This is a genomic window from Pseudomonas paraeruginosa PA7, from assembly GCF_000017205.1.
GTDB lineage: Bacteria > Pseudomonadota > Gammaproteobacteria > Pseudomonadales > Pseudomonadaceae > Pseudomonas > Pseudomonas paraeruginosa.
In genome coordinates this window covers 1,742,925-1,758,362 of record NC_009656.1, presented here as the reverse complement: position 1 = coordinate 1,758,362, position 15,438 = coordinate 1,742,925, and the positions used below count along the sequence as shown (strand labels likewise).

Below are 15,438 nucleotides of genomic sequence, written 5' to 3'. Positions count from 1 at the left end.
GCGGCTCGAGGATTGCGCTTTCCAGCACCTGAAGGAACCAGCGCAGGGGACGAATGCCCGGACCGTGGTCGACGCTCTCGGAAGCGATCGCACCGCTCAATACAACAGCGTCACTCCCGCCAGGCTCAGGCTGCGCACTCCCAGCTCGTCGCTGATCGACTGCAACGACGCCTCCAGATCGGCGACCCGGAAGACCCCGCTGACCCGCCGCTGCGCCAACGCACCGGGAGCCACCAGCAAATGCCCCGGCCGGTAGCGGTTGAGTCGCGCCACCACTTCGCCCAGCGGCTGGTCGTCGAAGACCAGCAGGCCGCGCCGCCAGCTGGTCAGGTCGTCGAGGCGACCGTCCAGCGGTGCCTCGACGCCGCCCTCCGCGCTGTAGCGCAGGCTCTCGCCTTCGCCCAGTTCGCGGCGCCCGACGGTCCCCGTGCGCGGATGCTCCAGGGCCACCGCGACGCGGTGTTCGAGCACGCCGACCTGGACGCTGCCGTCGGCGTTGCGGCTGACCAGGAAGCGCGTACCCAGCGCGCGGATGTTGCCGCCGGCGCTCTCCACCACGAACGGCCGCGGTTCCCAAGCGTCGCGCGGCGCGGCGCGGAAGATCGCGCCGCCCTCGATCAGGCGCACCCGCCGCTCGCGGCTGTCGTAGGCGACGTCGATGGCGCTCTGTGCGTCCAGTTCGACCACGCTGCCGTCGGCCAGGCGCAGGGTGCGCACCTCGCCCTTGCCGGTGGCGTGGTCGGCCAGCCAGACCACCCCGCCGTCGCGCTCGTTCCAGGCGCCACCCAGGGCCAGCAGCAGCACCGCCGCCACCGCCCCGCGCCGCCAGCCCTTGCGCCGTCCCCAGCGACGCCGCGGCGCTTTGGCAACCGACAGCGCCGGAGCGGTCGCCACCGGTTCGGCCAGCAACCCCAGCTGTCTCCAGGTCTGTTGCGCCAGCGCCAGCGCGGGCGGATGCCGGGGATCGGCCGCCAGCCAGCCGTCCAGCGCTTCGCGCCGGGCCCGGTCGAGGTCGCCGCCGTCCAGGCGGACCGCCCATTCGGCGGCCTGCTGGCGGATCTGCTGTTGTTCCTGGGGGCTGTTCACGTGCGGCTCTCGTTGGTCGTTATAGAGGTTCAGACGCGCGAACCGGCAAGACTCGGTAATCCATTCAGCGGGAATCCTCGAGTGCCTGCATCACATGGGCCAGGGCGCGGGCCAGGTGCTTCTGCACCGAGCTATCGGAGATTTCCAGGCGCCTCGCCACCTCGGCATGGGTCAGCCCTTCCAGGCGGTTGAGTCGAAAGATCTCACGGGTGCGCGGCGGCAGTTCGGCGACTGTCTCGCGCAGGCGGGCAAGCGCATCGGCATCCACCGCGGACTCCTCGGGGCCGGGCTGGTCGGCGACGAACCCGGCGAAGTCGTCGCCCGGCCGGGTCTCGGTGCGGCGCCGCCGTTCCTGCCGGTAATGGTCGATGGCGAGGTTGTGCGCGGTGCGGTAGAGGTAGGCATCGACATGCTCGATCGGCTCCTTGTGCCGCTGCTCGGCCAGGCGCAGGAAGCTCTCCTGCGCGAGGTCCGCGGCCAGGTGCGGATCGCGGGTCTTGCGCAACAGATACGCCTGCAACTTCCGGGCATGCCTGAGAAACAGTGCCTTGAGATCCTGCTCCGCCAACGGCGCATCCACCCACGTCCTTCCAGAAGGCCAGCAGCATATTTTTTATGATAATGATTTTCAATCGTATTGTTGGATGTCCGGGGTTCAGCCGAACACCGACCCGCCGCTGAGGTAGGCCAGCCCCGCGCCGAAGACCGCCAGTGCCAGCGGCGCGCGCATCGGTGCGTCGTTGATGGCGAAGGCCAGTTGCGCCAGCGGAAACAGCAGCAGGCAGAGCAAGGCGCAGGGGATCGAGCGACGCCCGCCGCTGGCCACGGACCAGACATAGGCGATGAGCAGGAGGGCGAAACCGAGTTCGTGCATGCCGGGCATCCGTGCGGGCGGGAAGGACGTGCCGCAGGCGCGGCGGCCAGGCGCGCAACCTTAGCAGAACCCGGGTAGATGGGGAAAACCCGGTACGGCGCCGACCGCACCGGGCTCGCTCAGTTGCCGCTGCAACCGTTGCCCCAGGCCTTGTATTCGACGGTATGCCGCTCGCCCTGCGAATCCTCGTAGACCAGTCGTGCCGGGACGATGCCGCAGGCATTCCACAGGTCGGTCTTGTAGATCACCCGGGCGATGTCCAGGCGGCCGTCCACGTAGTGCTGGCGGAGGGACTTCGAATCCGGGTTGGGTCCATAGGGCTGTTGCTGCGCCTGGGCCAGCGGCGCCAGGCCGAGCAGCGCGACAAGTGCCAACGGGATCACTCTCATGAGGATGTCTCCTTGGTAGAACGTTCAGCCCGAAACTACGCTGCGGAGACTGTCAGGCCCATGAGCCCGGCATGACATTTCTGTCAGACGAAGACCATCGTGGCAATGCGCCGGCAATCCTGGTGCTATCCAGATGCGGCAGGACGCCATATACTGTATGGATAACCAGTCAAAGCAACCTTGCGACTCAGAAGGCACAGAGGTGATGAATGGCCGTCGAAGTGGTGTACCGCAGCAGCCGGGATCAGGAGCGTTTGTTCATGGACAAGGCTGAAGCCGATCGTTACGACAAGATGCTGGAACTGGCGGAAACGCTGGCCGAAGTGCTGCAGAAGGCGGTGCCGTCGCTGAAGGAGGAGCAGGTGGAAGAGCTGGGCATCTTCATGGCGAAGAACCGCGATGCCTTCGCCCGCGCCTTCAAGAACCAGCCGGACGCCCTCAACGAACTGTTCGAGGAAACCGCCGCGGACGAATGAGCCGCCGCTGCAAGCAAAGCGCAAGGAGCCGAAACATGCCGCGACAACTTGCCGGCCTGCTGTGCGCCCTCCTCGGCCTCGCCGGCGCCCCTGCACTCGCCTGCCCGTTCCAGGCCACGGACGCCGAGACACCGGCAGCCTCTGCCGGCGCCGCGCAGATCCTGGCCCTGGGCGGCCCCGGCAAGCTGCGGCTCGACCTGCAGCAGGCGCCCGCCACCCTGCTGCACAGCGGAGACCTGCTGATCGCCCGCTACGCCGATGGCCACTACCTCGCCCATCGCCTGCTCCGCCAGCAGGAACTGGGCGCCGCCGACGGCGAGCGGCTCGACCTGCCGCGCCAGGTCCGCCTGCTGTTCGGCGCCCTGCCCCTGGACGGCCTGCCCGGCGCCCGGCGCGAACGTCTCCAGGCGCAGCGCCAGGCCCTCGGCCTGTGCGACCGGCGCGCCAGTGCCAGCCGTTACCGCGTGGCCGGTACCGAGGTCTATCGCCTGCGCGGCAGCCAGGCCGGCAAGCCCTACCATGCGCTCTACCTGCTCGACGGGCCCCAGGTGCACTACCTCGACAGCTCCGGCAGCGACGCCTTCGTCGAGCAATTGCTCGCCAGCCTGCGACGCCACTGAGTCCGCGCGGCGAACGACACGGCTCTTGTCGGGCGGCGAACGATACGGGCGTTAGCCGCCGCTCTCCACGAACCGGCCGCTAGCCGCAAGGCGCTTGTCCGGCCCACGCCCGCCTTGCCGGAAACCGTTGGTTGCCGTACAACGCCCGGCAGCCTCATCGACCACGAAGTCCCATGCCCGCTCTCCCCGCCCCCCCCACCCGCACGCGACGCTGGCGCCTGGACCGGCGCAGCCTGCTGCTGGCACTGCTGCTGTTCGGCCTGCTGGTGGCGCTCGCCACCCTGGGCCGGCACTGGGGCTGGGTACGCGGCTTCGGCGGCGACCTGCTGGCGGTGGCCTGGCTCTACTACCTGCTGAACGGCGCGCTCAGGGCGCCCGCCGGCCGGCTGGCGACGGCCGCCTTCGCCGTCGGCGCGCTGCTGGAACTGGGCCAGTACCTGGCGATGCAACTGCACTGGCAGTTCTCCAGCCCCGTGCTGCGTATCGTTTTCGGCAGCACCGCCGACTGGCTCGATATCCTCGCCTATGCCCTCGGCGCGCTGCTGGTGTGGTGGCTGGAACGCCGGCGCTGATCAGCCGTCGGGCTGCTCCAGGGCATTCACCAGGACCTTGAGGAAACGCGCCGCCTCGCCACCGGTGGCGGCGCGGTGGTCGAAGGTCAGCGACAGCGGCAGGATCGGGTGGATGGCCATCTCGCCGCGCCAGGCCACGACTTCGTCGCGGATGCCGCCGGCACCGAGGATTGCCACCTGCGGCGGCACCACCACGGGGTTGGCGTAGCGGCCGAACAGGGTGCCGAAGTTGGATAGGGTCAAGGTCGCGCCGAGCATTTCCGCCGGCGGGATCGAGCGCGCCTGGACATCCTCGCGCAGGCGCCGCATACCGGCGCGCAGGTCCTCCGCCGAACGCGCGCCGACATCGCGCAGCACCGGCACGAACAGGCCCTCCGGGGTGTCCACGGCGATCCCCAGGTCGAGCCGCTCATGCAGCTTCAGCGACAACGAGGCGCCATCGAACCAGGCGTTGAGGGTCGGCTCGGCGCGACAGGCCTCGGCCAGCGCCTGGGCCAGGCGGATCAGCGGGTCGCGGGCGGTCTTCCAGCGGTGCAGGTCGGCGTCGCCGTAGATCGTCACCGGCACCACCTCGGCATGCGAGCGCGCCATGTTCAGCGCCATGCTCCGCCGTACGCCGCGCAAGCGCTCGCCGCCGAAGCGTTCGCGGGCGCCCTGGGCGGCGGCCTCGACGTCGGCGCGAGTGATCAGGCCATCCGGGCCGGAGCCGCTCAGGCCAGCCAGCTCGACGCCCTGCTGGCGGGCGAACTGGCGCACCGCCGGGGTCGCGCGCGGCGCCAGGTGCTCGCGGGTGGACGGCGCGGCGCCGATGAAGAAACGGTCCTCCGGGGCGCTACCGCCGCCCTCCAGGCGCCCCACCACGGTACCGGCGTCCGCCTCCTCGCCCTCGAAGCCCACCAGCGGTTCGCCGACGTGGAGGATGTCGCCCTCGGCGCCGAACAGCTTGCCCACCACTCCGTCGTAGGGCGCGGGGATTTCCACCAGCGCCTTGGCGGTTTCCACCGACACCAGGCGCTGGTCGGCGCGCACGCTGTCGCCGGACTTGACGTGCCATTCGACGATTTCCGCTTCCTGCAGGCCCTCGCCCAGGTCGGGCAGCTTGAAGTGCTTCATGGTCGTCTCCCCTTGGCTCAGGCGTAGCCGAGCACGGTGTCGCAGGCCGCCAGGATGTCCTCCACGGCGGGCATGTACAGCGATTCCAGGCGGTACAGCGGCGGTGGGATGTCAGCCGCCGCGACCCGCTGGATCGGCGCCCGCAGGTCGAACAGGACGCGCTCGTAGAGGCTCGCGGCGATTTCCCCGCCGAGGCCGCCGCTCCTTGGCGCCTCGTGGACGATCACGCAGCGACCGGTCTTGCGCACCGAGGCTTCCAGGGTGTCGAGGTCGAGCGGCTTGAGGCAGGCGACGTCGATCACTTCGGCCTCGATGCCGCGCTGCGCCAGGCGCTCGGCAGCCTGCAGGGTCTCGTGGACGCTGGCACCCCAGCTGACCAGGGTCAGGTCGCCGCCTTCGCGGAGGGTGAAGCAACTGTCCAGCGGCAGGCGCCGGGCGTCGTCCGCCAGCGGCTGCGGGTTCATCCGGTAGAGCCGGGTCGGTTCGAGGAAGATCACCGGGTCGGGATCGTCGATCGCCGCCAGGAGCAGGCCGTAGGCCCGCGCTGGCGACGACGGCACCAGCACGCGGACGCCGGGGATGTGCGCGAACATCGCCTCGGTCGCCTCGCTGTGGTGCTCCGGCGCGCGGATTCCCGCGCCCATCGGCGTGCGCAGCACCAGCGGGCAGGCCAGGCGGCCGCGGGTGCGATTGCGCAGGCGGCTGGCATGGGACACCAGTTGCTCCATGGCGGCGTAGATGAAGCCCATGAACTGGATCTCCATCACCGGTTTCAGGCCCTGGGCGGCCATGCCGATGGACAGCCCGGCGATCATGTTCTCCGCCAGCGGCGTATCCAGCACCCGCTTGAAGCCAAAGCGCTCGCGCAGGCCAAGAGTGGCGCGGAACACCCCGCCATTGACCCCGACGTCCTCGCCCAGCACCACCACCGTCTCGTCCTCGGCCATCGCCCGGTGCAGCGCCAGGTTGACCGCCTCCAGCAGGGTCAGGCGTTTCGCTTCGCCGTCGCGCTCATTCATGCTCGGCCCCTCCCTGCCGCCGCGCGGCGCGCTCCAGCACCTGCTCGCGCTGCTCCTCCAGGACCGCCGGCCAGCGCGCGTAGACATGCTCGAACAGCGCCTGCGGCGCCTGCGTGCCGTACGTCTCGAAACGCTCCACCGCCTCCTGCACCCGCGCCTGGCACTCGCCCAGCAGCGCCTGCTCGCGCTCCTCGTCCCACTGGCCACGACCGGCGAGGAAGGCGCGCAGGCGCCTGATCGGCTCCTCGCGCCAGGCCTGGCTGACCTCCTCGGCGGAGCGGTAGCGGCTGGCGTCGTCGGCGGTGGTGTGGTCGCAGAGGCGGTAGCTGATGCACTCCAGCAGGCTCGGGCCCTTGCCCTGGCGCGCCCGCTCGAGCGCCGCGCGGACCCGCTCGGCGACCGCCAGCACGTCGTTGCCGTCCACCTGTTCGCCGGGGCAGCCGGCACCCACCGCCTTCTCCGCCAGGGTCGGCGCGCCGCACTGGATGCGCCGCGGCACCGAGATCGCCCACTGGTTGTTGTTGACCACGAAGAGCACCGGCAACTGCCAGGCGCCCGCCACGTTCAGCGCCTCGAGGAAATCGCCCTTGCTGGTGGCGCCATCGCCGCAGGTGGTCACCGCCACCCGGTGCTCGCCGCGGATGCGGAACGCCGAGGCGACCCCGCAGGCATGCAGCGCCTGGGTCGCGATCGGCACGCAGATGGGAAAGTCCTGCGCCGCCAGTGGTTCGGCGTAGTCGCTGCCGCGCTCGTCGCCGCCCCAGTAGAGGAGGATGTCCTCCATGCGCACGCCGCGCATGAGTTGCACGGCGGTATCGCGGTAATAGGGCACCAGCACGTCCTCGGCGCGCATCTGGCTGCCGATCGCCACGCCTATCGCTTCCTGGCCGAGGGTCGGCGCATAGGTGCCGATCCGCCCGGTACGCTGGAGGGCCACCGCCTTCTGGTCGAACAGGCGGGTCAGGAGCATCTGCCGGTAGAGACGGACCAGCACGTCGCCATCGGCGGCCCAGGCGGGCAGCTCGCCGAGGGGCTGGCCGTGGCTGTCGAGATAGCGGGTGAAAGGCGGGTCGACCCGGTTGTGAACCATCGCAAGCCTCCTCCGCACGCCGGATAGGCGTGCCGCTCGGGGTCGCGCCGCGGGTGGCGGCGTGCACGCGCGGCGCGGCGGGGGTGGCCCGCACTGCCGCTGGCGAGGCGCGCTGGCGGCCTCGCCGGAAAAGCCGGCCCGTCAGTGCGGGCCGTAGAGAATCCGCTCCGCCAGGCGATCGGCGATCCGCGCCGGCGACTGGTGGTCGGCCTGGGCGTGGGCGTAGATCTCGGTGAGTCGCGCGGGGATCCGCGCCAGGTGCGCGGTGATGCTCTGCGCATCGGCGCCGCGATGCTTGAGGGCTACGTAGATCAGGCCGCCGGAGTTGATCACGTAGTCCGGGGCATAGAGGATCCCGCGCGCCTCCAGCTCGTCGGCGACCTCCGGCCGCTCCAGCTGGTTGTTCGCCGCCCCGGCCACCGCCGCGCAGCGCAACTGGCTGACGCTGTGGCTGGTGAGCACGCCGCCCAGCCCGCACGGCGCGAAGATGTCGCAGGGCGTGGAGAGCAGCGCCTGCGGCGCCAGCGGGTGGGCGCCGAGCTGCTCGACCGCCAGTTGCACCCGCCCGGGATCGAGATCGCAGACCAGCAGCTCGGCGCCGACCGCCGCCAACTGCTCGGCCAGCGCGTAGCCCACGTGGCCGAGCCCCTGTACCGCGACCCGCAGGCCCTCCAGGTCGTCGCTGCCGAGGCGCGCCTGGGCGCTGGCGCGGATCCCGGCGAAGATCCCGAGGGCGGTGTGCGGCGACGGGTCGCCGGCCAGGGTGGTGCTGGTGACGTGGCGGGAGTGCTGGGCGATGCAATCCATGTCGGCGCTCGAGGTACCGCTGTCCACCGCGGTGATGTAGCGCCCGCCGAGGCTTTCGATGAAGCGCCCGAACGCCTCGAACAGCGCGCCGCGATTGTCCAGGTGCGGCGGACGGATGATCACCGCCTTGCCGCCGCCCTGCTCGAGTCCGGCCAGCGCCGCCTTGTAGCTCATGCCCTGGGCCAGGCGGATGGCGTCGCCGATGGCGGCTTCGTCGCTGGGATAGGGCAGATAGCGACAGCCACCCAGCGCCGGGCCGAGTCGCGTGCTGTGGATGGCGATAATGGCCTTGAGTCCCGTGGCCGGGTCTTGGGCGAGGTGAAGACCCTCGAGCCGGGCCGCGTCCATCATGTCGAACATGCTGGGGCTCCCCTGCTTGATGCTTGTTATCCGGGCCGCGCCGTTGCCGGCCGGCCTCCTCAGTATAGGCAGGCCCCGGCGAAACGCCCGGCGCGGCAACGGCGGGTACTGGACGAAGCCCCGGCGGGCGGTTACAACCATGGGGGTCCGCCCGATCGAAACCGGCCCTGCCCGTCCCGCAGGGCCGAATCTCACGCGATCCCGGCGCGCCAGGAGAAAGCCATGGAGCCGCGTCAAGCCTGCCTCGATTGCCTCGCCCAGGAGCCGCCCGCGCTGTTCGAGGCGGCCCTGTGGATCGCCGCCGAGCACCTTCCCGCGTATCCGCCCGGCCAGTCGCAGCGCACGCTCGACGAGCTAGCCCGGCAGATCGGCGCCAGCCTCGACGACCGCGCCTCGGCCAGCGAACGGGCGCAGGGGCTGCTGCGGCGCATGAGCGAACAGGGTTTCTGCGAGGACGACGACTTCCCCCTGCAGCCACGCTCGGCCCTGCTCCCGCTGGTGCTGCAACGCCGCCAGGGGCAGCCGCTGTCGCTGGCGCTGGTGGCCATGGAACTGGCGCGCCGGCTGGAGATTCCGCTGGTGGGGGTGAACTTCCCGGGCCGCTTCCTGCTCCGCGTGCCCCAGGCCGATCACCTGCTCGACCCGGCGACCGGGCGCCGCCTGTACACTCCCGACTGCCGCGAACTGTTGCTGCGCCTGCACGGACCGAAGAGCGAACTGCAGGCCGCCTACCTGAAGCAGGCCAGCGCCGGGGAAGTCCTCCAGCGCCTGTCGCGCAACCTCCGCCAGCTGCACGCCGCCGCCGGCGAACCGCTGGCGGCGCTGAAGGACGCCCAGCGGGTGATCGAGCTGGGGCCGGTGGGTGCCGCCGACCACGAGGCGCGCGCCGCGCTGTACCGGCAACTGGACTGCCCGCAGGCGGAACGCTATGACCTGGAGCGCGCCCTGCTGCTCAGCGAAGACCCCACCGAGCAACTGCGCCTGGGCCAGCGGCTCGGCGAACTCGCCCCGCCGCCCGGCCGCGCCCTGCACTGAACGGTTTCAGGCGAGCAGGCCGAGGGCCTTGGCCCGCGCCACCGCCTGGGTCCGCCGGGCCACGCCGAGCTTGCCGTTGATGCGCCGGGCGTGGGTCTTCACCGTGTGCAGGGAAATGAACAGCTGCTCGCCGATCTCCTGGTTGGAGCAGCCCTGGGCGATCAGTCCGAGAACCGCCAGCTCCCGGCAACTGAGCGGGCTGAGCCCTTCCTCGTCCTCGCCCGGCAGGGCGGCGAACAGCTGCGGCTGGCGTTGCCGCAGGCGCCGTTGCGGCAACTGCAGGCCAAGCCGCCCGGCCAGTTCCAGGCCGCTGCGCAGCGATTGCTGGGCCTGGGTCAGCTGGCCGGCGAGGAACTGGCACTCGGCGATGGCCATGCGCACCTCGCAGAGCAGCGTCTGCCGGCCCTGTGCCTCGAGTACCGCGAGCAATCCGCGCAGGCGCGCCTCGGCGGCGGCGCTGTCGCCGCCATAGAGTTCGGCCAGCGCCAGCTGGTGTTCCACCCGCGCCTCCAGCTCCGGCTCCGAAGGCGGCGACAGGCGCGCGCGCCCCGGCTGGAAGTAGGCACGCACCCGCAGAAGGATCTCCCGCGCCTGGTGCGGACGGCCCTGCTGCAAGGTCAGCGCGGCGCTGACCAGCAGCAGGGCGCCGCGGTACAGCGAGTCGGGCACGTGACGCTGCTGCATCAACCGTTCGACCTCCAGCAGGCGGTTGAACGCCGCGTCCAGGTCGCCCTGGCCCGCCTCCAGCAAGGCCAGCCCGAGATAGCCGTAGAGCACCCAGGGATCACGGTTGGCCCGTGCCTGCTCCAGCCCCTGCCGGTACCACTGCCCTGCTTCGCCGTCGCGCCCCTGTTGCAGGCACAGGCGCGCGCGACGCAGGGTGATCCGGCCGAGCATCGGGCTGCCCTGCTGGCCGAGGTCCTCGAGGTAGCGCTGGGCGCGGTCGAGAACGCTCTCCGCGCGCACCAGTTCGCCACGCGATTCCAGCCACTGCGCGCGATCCAGCTCGATCAGCGCCTCGAAGATCAGGCTATCGTGCTCGCGTGCCAGGCGCAGGGCGTCGCGACCGACCAGCCGCGCCTGGTCCATCCGTCCCTCGATCATCGCCAGCTGCATCAGCGCCGAATGGCAGATCAGCCCCTGCGACCAGGCGTCTTCCGGCAGGTGTTCCAGGGCCTCGCGCAGCTGCCCGGCGGCGCCACGCTCGCCCCGGCAGTGCAGGAGGATCCCGTACAGCCCCTGCCATTGCGCCAGCAGCGACCTCTGGCGGGCGGCCGAAGGCATCGGCTGGAAGCGCGCCAGTTGCCCGATGCAAGCCTCGGCCTCGGCCAGGCGCCCGGCATACAGCAGCGCCCAGGCATTCAGGATCAGCAGGCGCGGCGTGCTGGCCAGCAGCGCCGCCGGAAGCTCGTCGCGCAGGGCCAGGACCAGGCCGATGTTGTGGCCGTGCAGCAGTTGCTCCTCGGTGAGCTTCTGCAACAGCGCGGCGGCAGTCTCCGGCTCGTCGGCGGCCAGGGCCTGGTCGACCGCCTCGCGGGTTTCGCCATGCTCGGCGAACCAGTGGCAGGCGCAGCGGTGGAACGCCGCCTGCGGCCGGTGCGGCGATGTGCGCCAGACCTCGCGGATCGCCGCCGGCAGGCGATAGCGCTGGAGGCCGTCGGTCTGCAACGGGAACCCCCGCGCAAGCAGCTCGTCCAGCCCCTGCGGCAGGGACTCGAACAGGCGGCGGAACAGTCCGCTACCGACATGCGGCAGCCAGGCCAGGGCCCGTGCCGCGTCGGCCAGCGGCAGCGACAGGTCGTCGAGAAGTTCGTGTTGCAGGTATTCCTGCAACAACGGGCCAGCCTGTTCCTCGCCGACCAGCAGCCCCAGACGCAGCGCGGCGCACCAGCCGCCGCTGCGCTCGAGCAGCGCAACGGCCGCGTCGGCGTCAGCGCGACGTCCATGCAGGCGCAGCAGGTCGACGACTTCCGTGAGGTCGAAGGCCAGCTGGCCGGCATCGACCTCGCGCAGCTCGCCTTCCAGCAGCAGGCGGGTCAGGTTGCATTGCGGCCGTCGCCGGCTCGCCAGCCACCAGCTGACCCGAGGGGAAGCCGCGCTCAGCAGGCGATCGAGACAGGCGTCCAGCGCCGGATCGGGACAGCGTGGGTAATCGTCGAGCAGCAGCCACAGCGCGGATGCGTTGCGCAGCCGTCGGCACAGTTGCGCCTCGTCGCCGTCCTCGGGCAGACCGAGGGCGCCGGCCAGGCGGCGGCGGAAGGTCGCGGGGTCCAGCGCCTCCCCGCCCAGCGCCAGCCAGGCCACCTGCACGCCAGGCGGCGCCTGCCGCGCGCACTCCCCCAGGAGCACGGTCTTGCCGCTGCCGGCGGGCGCGCAGAGCAGGCGCAGGCGGCATTCGCCGCGCAGCAGCGGCTGGTGCAAACGGGGCCGCGGCAGGTGCTGCGGCGGCAGCCGCGGCAAGGCGGCGGGCAGCTCGGTCGGCTCGGTCATGGCAGTGCTCTTGTTCTGTCGAAGCGCCTTGCCGGGAGCCTAGACCGAGCCCGCCACGCGGCTGAACGATGATTGCGCCGGGTGATGGGCCGTCATAACGAACGAGCGCGTCGGCACAAGCCGACGCGCTCGTCGCGACTGGCCGGGACTCAGCGTACCCCTGCGTTGCGCAGGGCGGCCGGGGTGTAGTCGGCGGACGAGGCCTTGAAGCCGAACACGTAGCCGCGCTTCTCCTCGTTGTTCATGCCCAGCGCCAGGTAGCGACCGGCGATCACGTCGTAGAGCGCCTCCAGGGTGTAGCCGGCGACCTTCTGGTCGTAGTGGTACTGCGCGTGGCCCTCGCCGACCCGCCAGAGCTGGCCGCGACCGTCGTAGTGGTCGACCAGGGCGATCTGCCAGCTGTCCTCGTCGATGTACATGTGGCGCTTGGCGTAGATGTGCCGCTCGCCCGGCTTCACCGTGCCGACCACTTCCCACACCCGGTGCAGCTCGTAGCGGGTCAGGTCCTGGTTGATGTGCCCGGCCTTGATGATGTCGGCGTACTTCAGGGTCGGGTCGTTGAGCTTGTAGGCGTTGTAGGGGATGTACATCTCGCGCTTGCCGACCAGCTTCCAGTCGTAGCGGTCCGGGGCGCCGGAGAACATGTCGAAGTTATCCGAGGTGCGCAGGCCGTCGGCGGCGGTGCCCGGGCCATCGTAGGCCACCTGCGGGGCGCGCCGCACGCGGCGCTGGCCGGCGTTGTAGACCCAGGCCAGGCGCGGCTCCTTGACCTGGTCGAGGGTCTCGTGGACCAGCAGCACGTTGCCCGCCAGGCGCGCCGGCGCGGTCACCTGCTGCTTGAAGAAGGTGAGGATGTTGGCCGCCTTGCCCTGGTCGAGGTCAGGCATGTTCTGCGGGAATGCCACCGACTCCTCGAAGCGGATCGGCGTGAAGCTGCCGTTGGTCTGCGGAGTGGCCTGGACGATGGTGCGCTTGAGGTTGCCGCCGCGGTAGCGGGTGATGTGGTTCCAGAGCACTTCCACGCCGTTCTTCGGGATCGGGAAGGCGTAGTAGCGGCTCTTCTCGAAATTCGACAGGCCGTTGCCGTCGTTGATCGGCTGCACGTTCAGTGCGCTCTGCTTGGCCGCCTCGTCGATCTCGGCCGGCAGGGCCACCGTGCGATGGGTCTTGTACACCGGGATCCGGTAGGTCTCGGGGTAGCGCTTGAACATCGCCAACTGGCCGTCGGAGAGCTTGTCCTTGTATTGCTCGACGTTCTGCGCGGTGATGGTGAACAGCGGCTTCTCGTCGGCAAAGGGATCGGAAAGGAAGCCCTTGCCGTCGACCTTGCCGGCGCTGGCCGCGAGGCCGCCGGTCCAGGCCGGGATGCTGCCGTCGGCATTGCCTTCCTTCTGCGCGCCGATGGGGGTCAGGCTGCTGCCGAGTTTGGCGGCCTCGTCGGGCGAAACCGCCGCCGTCACCGAACCGGCCAGCAGGCTGAGGGCCAGCGCCCCGGAGGACAGGAGTCGTGCTGTTTTCATGCGTCGTTATCCTTGTTCGTATCCGCGAAAGCGGCCGCCCCGAAGGGCGGCGGACCTCAGAAGTTCACCCCGAAGCTCACCGCGAGGAAGTCGCGGTCGTTGATCGGGTTGTAGTCGCCACCGAAGAAGTCGGTGTAGCTGATGCTGGCGGTATAGGTGTTCTGGTAGTCGGCATCGAGGCCGACGCTGACGGCCTTGGCGCCCTCGCTGAAGTTCGGCCCGTAGCCTTCGACGTCGTGCGACCAGGCCAGGTTCGGCTTCAGGTTGACCCCGGCGAACACGTTGGGATATTCGAGGATCCCGCGCAGACGGTAGCCCCACGAATTGCGCGTGTAGAAGCCGTGGCTGTTGCACTCCTGCGGGTTGGCCACGTTGAGCGCACCGGTGCACAAGGCGTTGTTCGGCAGTTCGCCGATGCCGTAGATGGCGTCGCGGCCGTAGCGCAGGTCGTCGCCGTCGACCCCGCTGAGGTGGTTGTAGCCGACCTCGCCGACCACGGTCAGGCGGTCGGCCGCCAGCACCCGGTCGAAGAACTGGGTGACGGTGACCTGTGCCTGGGTCACCGGCTTGCGCACGTAGCCGTTGATCACCTCGCCGGCGCGCGGGGTGGCGAAACCGCTGTCGTAGATCGGGTTGCCGAACATGGTGGACGGGTAGATCGCGGCGATCGACATGTCGGTGCTGTTGATCTGCAGCGGCATGTTCGGCCGGTAGCTCAGCTCGCCAGCCACCGAGGTGCTGCCGATGTTGGTCTGGAAGCTCAGGCCGTAGAGGCGGATGTCCTCGGGATAGTCGATGAAGTAATAGCCGGTGGAGCGGCCGGTGACCGGGTCGGAGGTGGCCAGGCCGTTGCCGGCGATCACGCTGTAGTACGGGTTGCGACTGTGGTAGTTCATCGCGTACAGGCCGAACTCGGTGTCGTTCAGCTCCGCCGCGTACCAGCGCAGGGCCAGGCCCCACTGGCCGCTGTCGCGGGCATCGCGATCGCCGGCGCGCGGCAGGTAGCGGTAGCCGTTGGCCGGATTCGGGTCGAAATCGCTGCCGGCGTAGACCATCCGCTCGCAGCCATCGGCGACCACGTCGGTGGTGGAGAAGAAGGTGCCGCAGTTGTCGATCACCGTCTGGTCCCATTCCAGCTGATAGAAACCTTCGACGGTCACGGCATCGCTGATACCCTGGGACAGGTAGAGCATGTTCACCGGGATCAGGCCTTCCTTGATCTCCGCGCCGGGCCGGCGGAACGCGGCGACGTCCATCGGGTTGATGCTGTTGATCGAGTTCTGGATGAAGGTGCTCTCGCCCCAGCTCACCACCTGCTTGCCGACCCGCACGCTGCCGGGCAGGTCGCCGATGGTGTAGTTGTGGTAGAGGAAGGCATCGAGCAGCTGCGCCCCGGAGGACTTGGCGCCCTCCTTGCGGTTGTGGTCGTCGATGTCGTAGAGCAGGCGGTGTTCGTCCTTCAGCTCGAAGTCGTACCAGTACTTGCCACGGAAGAACGCGCCGGTGTCGCCGTACTTGAGTTCGAGATCGTGGATGCCCTTGAAGATCTTCGAGAAGGTCTCGCCCTTCTTGAAGTTCAGCCGGCCGTCGTCGGAGGTCTGCGACGAGGCGTGACCGCCGTTGCGGGTACCGATGTAGTCCTTGTCGGCGGAACGCATGGACCAGCTGGCCCCCACCGACAGCGACGAGTCGAATTGCCCTTCGATCTCGCCGATGTTGAATGACACGGCCGAGGCCTGGGTGGCGCAACCCAGGGCTGTGGCCGCAGCGAGTGCGTGCAGGGGGAAGATTCCGCGCCTTTTTGTTGTTGTCATGCGGCTCTCCTGACAGGGTCGAGGTGGCTACACCCTACCCAGCGCCCGGCACGCCGGTAAGCGCACCAAGGAGGTATTCCGAGCGTCGCCCGAAAGAGTGAACGGGTGCCCTGGAACGCGCCTCTGCCGGTGCCATATGCAGGATGGATACGCCATCATCCAGTACGTGGATG

General features: G+C 69.9%; 15 protein-coding genes. 4 read left to right on the top strand and 11 right to left on the bottom strand.

The window, feature by feature from the left end:
• Nucleotides 1-96: 96 nt before the first annotated feature.
• The 4 genes from PSPA7_RS08215 to PSPA7_RS08200 form a co-directional block, all read right to left on the bottom strand.
• Nucleotides 97-1,086 carry a FecR family protein gene (locus PSPA7_RS08215; protein WP_012074849.1) on the bottom strand — a complete coding sequence of 330 codons (990 nt, stop codon included), beginning with the start codon at nt 1,084-1,086 and terminating at the stop codon, nt 97-99.
• A 64-nt stretch (nt 1,087-1,150) separates the two neighbouring features.
• Nucleotides 1,151-1,666 carry an RNA polymerase sigma factor gene (locus PSPA7_RS08210; RefSeq protein WP_003158095.1) on the bottom strand — a complete coding sequence of 172 codons (516 nt, stop codon included), beginning with the start codon at nt 1,664-1,666 and terminating at the stop codon, nt 1,151-1,153.
• 75 nt (nt 1,667-1,741) lie between these two features.
• On the bottom strand, nt 1,742-1,960 hold the full coding sequence (locus PSPA7_RS08205; protein WP_003158094.1) for a hypothetical protein: 219 nt from the start codon (nt 1,958-1,960) through the stop codon (nt 1,742-1,744).
• 119 nt (nt 1,961-2,079) lie between these two features.
• Nucleotides 2,080-2,349 (bottom strand): DUF2790 domain-containing protein, encoded by a 270-nt coding sequence (locus PSPA7_RS08200; RefSeq protein ID WP_003158093.1) that lies wholly within the window; start codon nt 2,347-2,349, stop codon nt 2,080-2,082.
• Nucleotides 2,350-2,558: 209 nt separating this feature from the next.
• Between PSPA7_RS08200 and PSPA7_RS08195 the strand changes: the two genes are divergently transcribed.
• From PSPA7_RS08195 to PSPA7_RS08185, 3 genes are all read left to right on the top strand, one after another.
• Nucleotides 2,559-2,825: a YebG family protein gene (locus PSPA7_RS08195; protein ID WP_003158092.1), complete on the top strand. Its 267-nt coding sequence runs from the start codon at nt 2,559-2,561 to the stop codon at nt 2,823-2,825.
• Nucleotides 2,826-2,860: 35 nt separating this feature from the next.
• Nucleotides 2,861-3,445: a hypothetical protein gene (locus PSPA7_RS08190; RefSeq protein WP_012074848.1), complete on the top strand. Its 585-nt coding sequence runs from the start codon at nt 2,861-2,863 to the stop codon at nt 3,443-3,445.
• 173 nt (nt 3,446-3,618) lie between these two features.
• The gene (locus PSPA7_RS08185) at nt 3,619-4,017 is read left to right on the top strand and encodes a ribosomal maturation YjgA family protein (protein ID WP_012074847.1); all 399 of its coding nucleotides are present in this window, start codon (nt 3,619-3,621) and stop codon (nt 4,015-4,017) included.
• Here PSPA7_RS08185 and PSPA7_RS08180 read toward each other — a convergent pair whose 3' ends face one another.
• The 4 genes from PSPA7_RS08180 to PSPA7_RS08165 form a co-directional block, all read right to left on the bottom strand.
• The gene (locus PSPA7_RS08180) at nt 4,018-5,130 is read right to left on the bottom strand and encodes a dihydrolipoamide acetyltransferase family protein (protein ID WP_012074846.1); all 1,113 of its coding nucleotides are present in this window, start codon (nt 5,128-5,130) and stop codon (nt 4,018-4,020) included.
• A gap of 17 nt (nt 5,131-5,147) precedes the next feature.
• Nucleotides 5,148-6,149 carry an alpha-ketoacid dehydrogenase subunit beta gene (locus PSPA7_RS08175; protein WP_012074845.1) on the bottom strand — a complete coding sequence of 334 codons (1,002 nt, stop codon included), beginning with the start codon at nt 6,147-6,149 and terminating at the stop codon, nt 5,148-5,150.
• Nucleotides 6,142-7,239 (bottom strand): pyruvate dehydrogenase (acetyl-transferring) E1 component subunit alpha, encoded by a 1,098-nt coding sequence (gene pdhA / locus PSPA7_RS08170; protein WP_012074844.1) that lies wholly within the window; start codon nt 7,237-7,239, stop codon nt 6,142-6,144. Before pdhA ends, PSPA7_RS08175 begins: the two co-directional genes overlap by 8 nt.
• 141 nt (nt 7,240-7,380) lie before the next feature.
• Nucleotides 7,381-8,406, bottom strand: a complete 1,026-nt coding sequence (locus tag PSPA7_RS08165) for a Leu/Phe/Val dehydrogenase (RefSeq protein WP_012074843.1) — start codon at nt 8,404-8,406, stop codon at nt 7,381-7,383.
• A 222-nt stretch (nt 8,407-8,628) separates the two neighbouring features.
• Here PSPA7_RS08165 and PSPA7_RS08160 point away from each other — a divergent pair, with 222 nt between their 5' ends.
• Entirely contained in the window at nt 8,629-9,441 is an 813-nt protein-coding gene (locus PSPA7_RS08160; protein ID WP_012074842.1) for a SirB1 family protein, read from the top strand.
• A gap of 6 nt (nt 9,442-9,447) precedes the next feature.
• On the opposite strand, the gene PSPA7_RS08155 is transcribed toward PSPA7_RS08160, so the two are convergent.
• From PSPA7_RS08155 to PSPA7_RS08145, 3 genes are all read right to left on the bottom strand, one after another.
• Nucleotides 9,448-11,931 (bottom strand): LuxR C-terminal-related transcriptional regulator, encoded by a 2,484-nt coding sequence (locus PSPA7_RS08155; protein WP_012074841.1) that lies wholly within the window; start codon nt 11,929-11,931, stop codon nt 9,448-9,450.
• A 149-nt stretch (nt 11,932-12,080) separates the two neighbouring features.
• Nucleotides 12,081-13,451, bottom strand: a complete 1,371-nt coding sequence (locus PSPA7_RS08150; protein WP_012074840.1) for a DUF1329 domain-containing protein — start codon at nt 13,449-13,451, stop codon at nt 12,081-12,083.
• 56 nt (nt 13,452-13,507) lie between these two features.
• Nucleotides 13,508-15,265, bottom strand: a complete 1,758-nt coding sequence (locus tag PSPA7_RS08145) for a DUF1302 domain-containing protein (protein WP_012074839.1) — start codon at nt 15,263-15,265, stop codon at nt 13,508-13,510.
• Nucleotides 15,266-15,438 lie beyond the last annotated feature (173 nt).

Excerpts from the sequence above, each read along its gene's own strand:
- PSPA7_RS08205 (WP_003158094.1), bottom strand. The coding sequence starts at position 1,960 with ATGCACGAACTCGGTTTCGCCCTCCTGCTCATCGCCTATGTCTGGTCC.
- PSPA7_RS08200 (WP_003158093.1), bottom strand. The coding sequence starts at position 2,349 with ATGAGAGTGATCCCGTTGGCACTTGTCGCGCTGCTCGGCCTGGCGCCG.
- PSPA7_RS08195 (WP_003158092.1), top strand. The coding sequence starts at position 2,559 with ATGGCCGTCGAAGTGGTGTACCGCAGCAGCCGGGATCAGGAGCGTTTG.
- PSPA7_RS08190 (WP_012074848.1), top strand. The coding sequence starts at position 2,861 with ATGCCGCGACAACTTGCCGGCCTGCTGTGCGCCCTCCTCGGCCTCGCC.
- PSPA7_RS08185 (WP_012074847.1), top strand. The coding sequence starts at position 3,619 with ATGCCCGCTCTCCCCGCCCCCCCCACCCGCACGCGACGCTGGCGCCTG.
- PSPA7_RS08180 (WP_012074846.1), bottom strand. The coding sequence starts at position 5,130 with ATGAAGCACTTCAAGCTGCCCGACCTGGGCGAGGGCCTGCAGGAAGCG.
- PSPA7_RS08175 (WP_012074845.1), bottom strand. The coding sequence starts at position 6,149 with ATGAATGAGCGCGACGGCGAAGCGAAACGCCTGACCCTGCTGGAGGCG.
- pdhA (WP_012074844.1), bottom strand. The coding sequence starts at position 7,239 with ATGGTTCACAACCGGGTCGACCCGCCTTTCACCCGCTATCTCGACAGC.
- PSPA7_RS08165 (WP_012074843.1), bottom strand. The coding sequence starts at position 8,406 with ATGTTCGACATGATGGACGCGGCCCGGCTCGAGGGTCTTCACCTCGCC.
- PSPA7_RS08160 (WP_012074842.1), top strand. The coding sequence starts at position 8,629 with ATGGAGCCGCGTCAAGCCTGCCTCGATTGCCTCGCCCAGGAGCCGCCC.
- PSPA7_RS08155 (WP_012074841.1), bottom strand. The coding sequence starts at position 11,931 with ATGACCGAGCCGACCGAGCTGCCCGCCGCCTTGCCGCGGCTGCCGCCG.
- PSPA7_RS08150 (WP_012074840.1), bottom strand. The coding sequence starts at position 13,451 with ATGAAAACAGCACGACTCCTGTCCTCCGGGGCGCTGGCCCTCAGCCTG.
- PSPA7_RS08145 (WP_012074839.1), bottom strand. The coding sequence starts at position 15,265 with ATGACAACAACAAAAAGGCGCGGAATCTTCCCCCTGCACGCACTCGCT.